Origin of the sequence: Streptomyces sp. SM1 (assembly GCF_002910825.1) — a bacterium.
In the GTDB taxonomy this organism is placed as follows: domain Bacteria; phylum Actinomycetota; class Actinomycetes; order Streptomycetales; family Streptomycetaceae; genus Streptomyces; species Streptomyces okerensis.
In genome coordinates, this window is record NZ_NEUB01000567.1 from 1 (window position 1) to 3,864 (window position 3,864).

Below are 3,864 nucleotides of genomic sequence, written 5' to 3' on the forward strand. Positions count from 1 at the left end.
AGGCCGGGGAACACCGGAACAGGAGGAGGGTGCCTCTCCGCCGGGCGCGGTCAGAGGTGTTCGCGGACCCATTCGGGATCGGGGTTGGTATGTGGCTCGTTCGCCACGACGACGGTCGGCACCGTCTCGTTGCCGTCGTTGGCCGCCCTCACCGCTGCGGCTCCCGCGGGGTCGCGCCAGATGTTGACCCAGTGCAGGTGGCGGGCGCTGCGGCCCAGCCGGATGCGCAGTCGTATGCAGTACGCGCAGCCCGGCCGCCAGAAGACGACCGGCCGACCGTCGACCGCGCTGCGGCGTTGCGCCTCCCGCGCGCCGAGCGACCTCGGAAAGATCAGGGGTGAGCTCACGCCGGCGAGCACCAGGAACACCAGGAGGAGTGCCGCGGCCGTGCCGGGGCTCCCCTCGGAGATCTGCCCGGTGGCGATGGCCGAGCCGCCGAGCACGAGCAGTATCGGCAGGATCCAGGCGCGCATCATGTGACGCAGGCTATCGATGAGCCGGAACGCCCCGCGCACCTGTCCGGCCACGACGGCCGCGGCAGGTGAGGGGCCGGTCCGGGGCGTGGCCCCGGCTCCTCCGGCCCCGTCGCGGCCGCGGGCCCCTGCGTCGCGACGTCGGCGCAGGGTGCTCACCCGACCAGCACGACCTCCAGCGTGCGTGGCCCGTGCACGCCCTCCACCCGGTCGAGTTCGATGTCGCTGGTGGCCGACGGCCCGGAGATCCAGGTCAGCGGACGGGCCGGGTCGAGACGTTCGAGGGCCTGCGGGACGGAGGCGACCACCTGGTCCGGGACGCGGACCACACAGATGTGGTGGTCGGGGACCAGGGTGATACGGCGCCGGCCCTGGTCGGGGGAGCCGTCCAGGACGATGGTTCCCGTCTCGGCGACGGCCAGCGCACAGGCGGTCACCACACTGTCCACCCGGTCCAGCTCGCCCGGGGTGCTCTCCGCCCGGTCCGCCACCCGCGTCACCTCGGTCGACGCCAGCCAGTCCTCGTCGAGGCCGGGCGGCACGAGCACCGACGACGCGCCGCGCGCGGCGAGCAGCCGGGCGACGAGACCGGCCAGCCCGGCCGCGTCGCTGCGGTGCACGATCGCCCGGTAGTCGGCCAGGTTCTCCGCGAGGAGATCCACCGTCTGCCCGGTGGTGCGCCGACCGTGCTCGCGCAGGTAGCCACGGGCGACCGCCCGCTCGTACGGGGTGCCGTCCTCCGGCACGCCGGCGAGGGCGCGCCGCACCCGGCCCAGGATCCGTTCCCTGCTGCTCATCCGGCCGCTCCCTTCTCGCCGTCGCCGCCCCGCATACGCTGCCACCAGTCCCGGAACGGCTCCGCCGGAACCGGCGGCAGATCCCGGGTCCCGCTCCACGCCCGGCCGGGCCCCGGCAGGCTGCGCGGATGGAGACGGCGGGTGCGCGAGGCGAGGCGCTGGCCGGTGCGCAGCACACCGGGGTGCGTGAACGCCCAGCGGGCCGCGCGCATCGCCGCCCGCTCGGCGGCGTGCCCCTTCGCGGGTTGCAGGACCACCTTGTTGCCGGCCCGTGTCACCCGCCCGCCCTCGACGACCCGTTCGCGCAGGTGCACCAGCACCTCGGGGATGTCGATGGCGACCGGGCACACGTCGTAACAGGCCCCGCAGAGCGACGAGGCGTACGGCAGGGACGCGTCGATCTCGCTTCCGGTGCCCCGCAGCTGGGGGCTGAGGATCGCGCCGATCGGCCCCGGGTAGACCGAGCCGTACGCGTGGCCGCCGGCCCGTTCGTACACCGGGCACACGTTCAGACAGGCCGAGCAGCGGATGCAGCGCAGCGCCTGCCGGCCCACCTCGTCGGCGAGGGTGTCGGTGCGTCCGTTGTCCAGCAGGACCAGGTGGAAGGTCCGCGGACCATCCTCGTCGGTGGTGCCGGTCCAGGTGCTGGTGTACGGGTTCATCCGCTCGGCGGTCGAGGAGCGGGGGAGGGTCTGCAGGAACACCTCCAGGTCCCGCCAGGCGGGCACGACCTTCTCGATGCCGACCACCGAGATCAGCGTCTCGGGCAGGGTCAGACACATCCGCCCGTTGCCCTCGGACTCCACCACCACCAGGGTGCCGGTCTCGGCGACCATGAAGTTGGCGCCGGAGACGCCCACCTTGGCGCGCAGGAACTTCTCCCGCAGGTGCCGCCGTGCCGCCTCGGCGAGTTCGGCGGGCGTGTCCGTCAGTCCTTCGGGGGCGGGGCGGCCCCACTCGCTCATCTCCCGGGCGAAGATCTCCCGGATCTCCCCGCGGTTGCGGTGGATCGCCGGCACCAGGATGTGCGAGGGACGGTCCTTGCCCAACTGCACGATCAGCTCGGCGAGATCGGTCTCGTAGGCGCGGATGCCCTCCGCTTCGAGTGCCTCGTTGAGGCCGATCTCCTGCGTGGCCATCGACTTGACCTTGACGACCTCCGACTCACCGGTCGCCTTCACCAGTCCGGCGACGATCCGGTTGGCCTCGTCGGCGTCCGTGGCCCAGTGCACGGTGCCGCCCGCCGCCGTCACCGACTCCTCCAACTGCTCCAGGTACCGGTCCAGATGGCGGAGCGTGTGATCCTTGATCCGCTTGCCCGCCTCCCGCAGCTCCGCCCAGTCGGACAGCTCCGCGACGGCGCTCGCGCGCTTGGCCCGGATGGTGTGCGTGGCGTGCCGCAGATTGCCGCGCAGGGTGGTGTCGTGCACGGCGTCCCGGGCGGCCTCCGGAAACGCCGGCATCCCGACGAAAGTCCCGCTCATACGGCCGGCTCCTCCTCCGTGCTCGCCAGGATCTCCGCGATGTGCACCGGCCGCATGCCGGTGCGCAGCCTGGTCATCGTTCCGCCGATGTGCATCAGGCAGGAGTTGTCCGCCGCGCACAGCACCTCCGCGCCCGTCGACTCCGCGTTGCGCACCTTGTCGGTGCCCATCGCCGCCGAGACATCGGGGTTCTTCAGCGCGAAGGTGCCGCCGAAACCGCAGCACTCCTCCGCCCCCGGCAACTCGGCCAGCTCCAGCCCCCTCACCGCGCGCAGCAGCCGCAGCGGCCGCTCGCCCAGGCCCAGCCCGCGCAGCCCGTGACAGGTCGGGTGGTAGGTCACGCGGTGCGGGTAGTACGCCCCGACGTCCGTCACGCCCAGCACGTCCACCAGGAACTCGGTGAGTTCGTACGTCTTCGGCACCACCGGTGCCAGGGCCGCCGCGAGACCGTCCCCGCGCCCCTCCGCCCGGGCCCGCTCACCCATCCGCGGATACAGCTCCCGCACCATCGCCCCGCACGACCCGGACGGCGTCACGATCGCCTCGTAGTCCCGGAACACATCGGAGAAGTGCCGGGCCAACGGCTCCGCCTGGTGCCGGTACCCGGTGTTGTAGTGCGCCTGTCCGCAACAGGTCTGCGCCACGGGGAAGTCGACCTCGGCACCCAGCCTGGTCAGGAGCTTCACCACGGCGCGCCCGGTGTCCGGATAGAGCGTGTCGTTGACGCAGGTCAGGAACAGGGCGACACGCATCGCGGCTCCTCGTTCAGTCGGTCATCGGGTGGATGCAGGGTAGTGCGGGAGCGGGGACGCGGGAGAGACACCCGTCAGCCCCGGGCGAGCCGGGCCTGCGCCGCCCGCCACCGCTGTGTGCCGCCGCGCGGTGCGTACCGCGTCAGCGGCTGGGTACGGGCGAGCAGCCGCCGCATCCCGGCAAGGTCGCCGACCCGCCCGTGCGCACGGGCCTGCACCAGCACGTTGCCCAGCGCCGCCGCCTCCGTCGGCCCGGCCACCACCGGCAGTCCGCAGGCGTCGGCGGTCAGCTGGCACAGCAGCGCGTTGCGGGTGCCGCCGCCCACGACGTGCACGACGTCCACCGGCTGCCCGGCGA

The 3,864-nt window shown here is 73.1% G+C and carries 5 protein-coding genes; all 5 read right to left on the bottom strand.

The genetic code is table 11. The annotated features are described in order from the left end of the window. Nucleotides 1-50: 50 nt before the first annotated feature. Nucleotides 51-476: a glutaredoxin domain-containing protein gene (locus tag B9S61_RS13795; protein ID WP_103542522.1), complete on the bottom strand. Its 426-nt coding sequence runs from the start codon at nt 474-476 to the stop codon at nt 51-53. A 152-nt stretch (nt 477-628) separates the two neighbouring features. Continuing rightward, nucleotides 629-1,270 (bottom strand): LUD domain-containing protein, encoded by a 642-nt coding sequence (locus B9S61_RS13800; RefSeq protein WP_103542523.1) that lies wholly within the window; start codon nt 1,268-1,270, stop codon nt 629-631. Then, nucleotides 1,267-2,754, bottom strand: coding sequence for a LutB/LldF family L-lactate oxidation iron-sulfur protein (locus B9S61_RS13805; RefSeq protein WP_103542524.1), 1,488 nt, complete (start codon nt 2,752-2,754; stop codon nt 1,267-1,269). The genes B9S61_RS13800 and B9S61_RS13805 overlap by 4 nt, the downstream gene beginning before the upstream one ends. Next, a complete protein-coding gene (locus B9S61_RS13810; protein ID WP_103542525.1) occupies nt 2,751-3,506 on the bottom strand; it encodes a (Fe-S)-binding protein in 756 nt (251 codons plus the stop codon). The genes B9S61_RS13805 and B9S61_RS13810 overlap by 4 nt, the downstream gene beginning before the upstream one ends. Before the next feature lie 74 nt (nt 3,507-3,580). Next, on the bottom strand, nt 3,581-3,864 hold a 284-nt coding region (locus tag B9S61_RS13815), incomplete at its 5' end, for an FGGY-family carbohydrate kinase (RefSeq protein WP_258039648.1).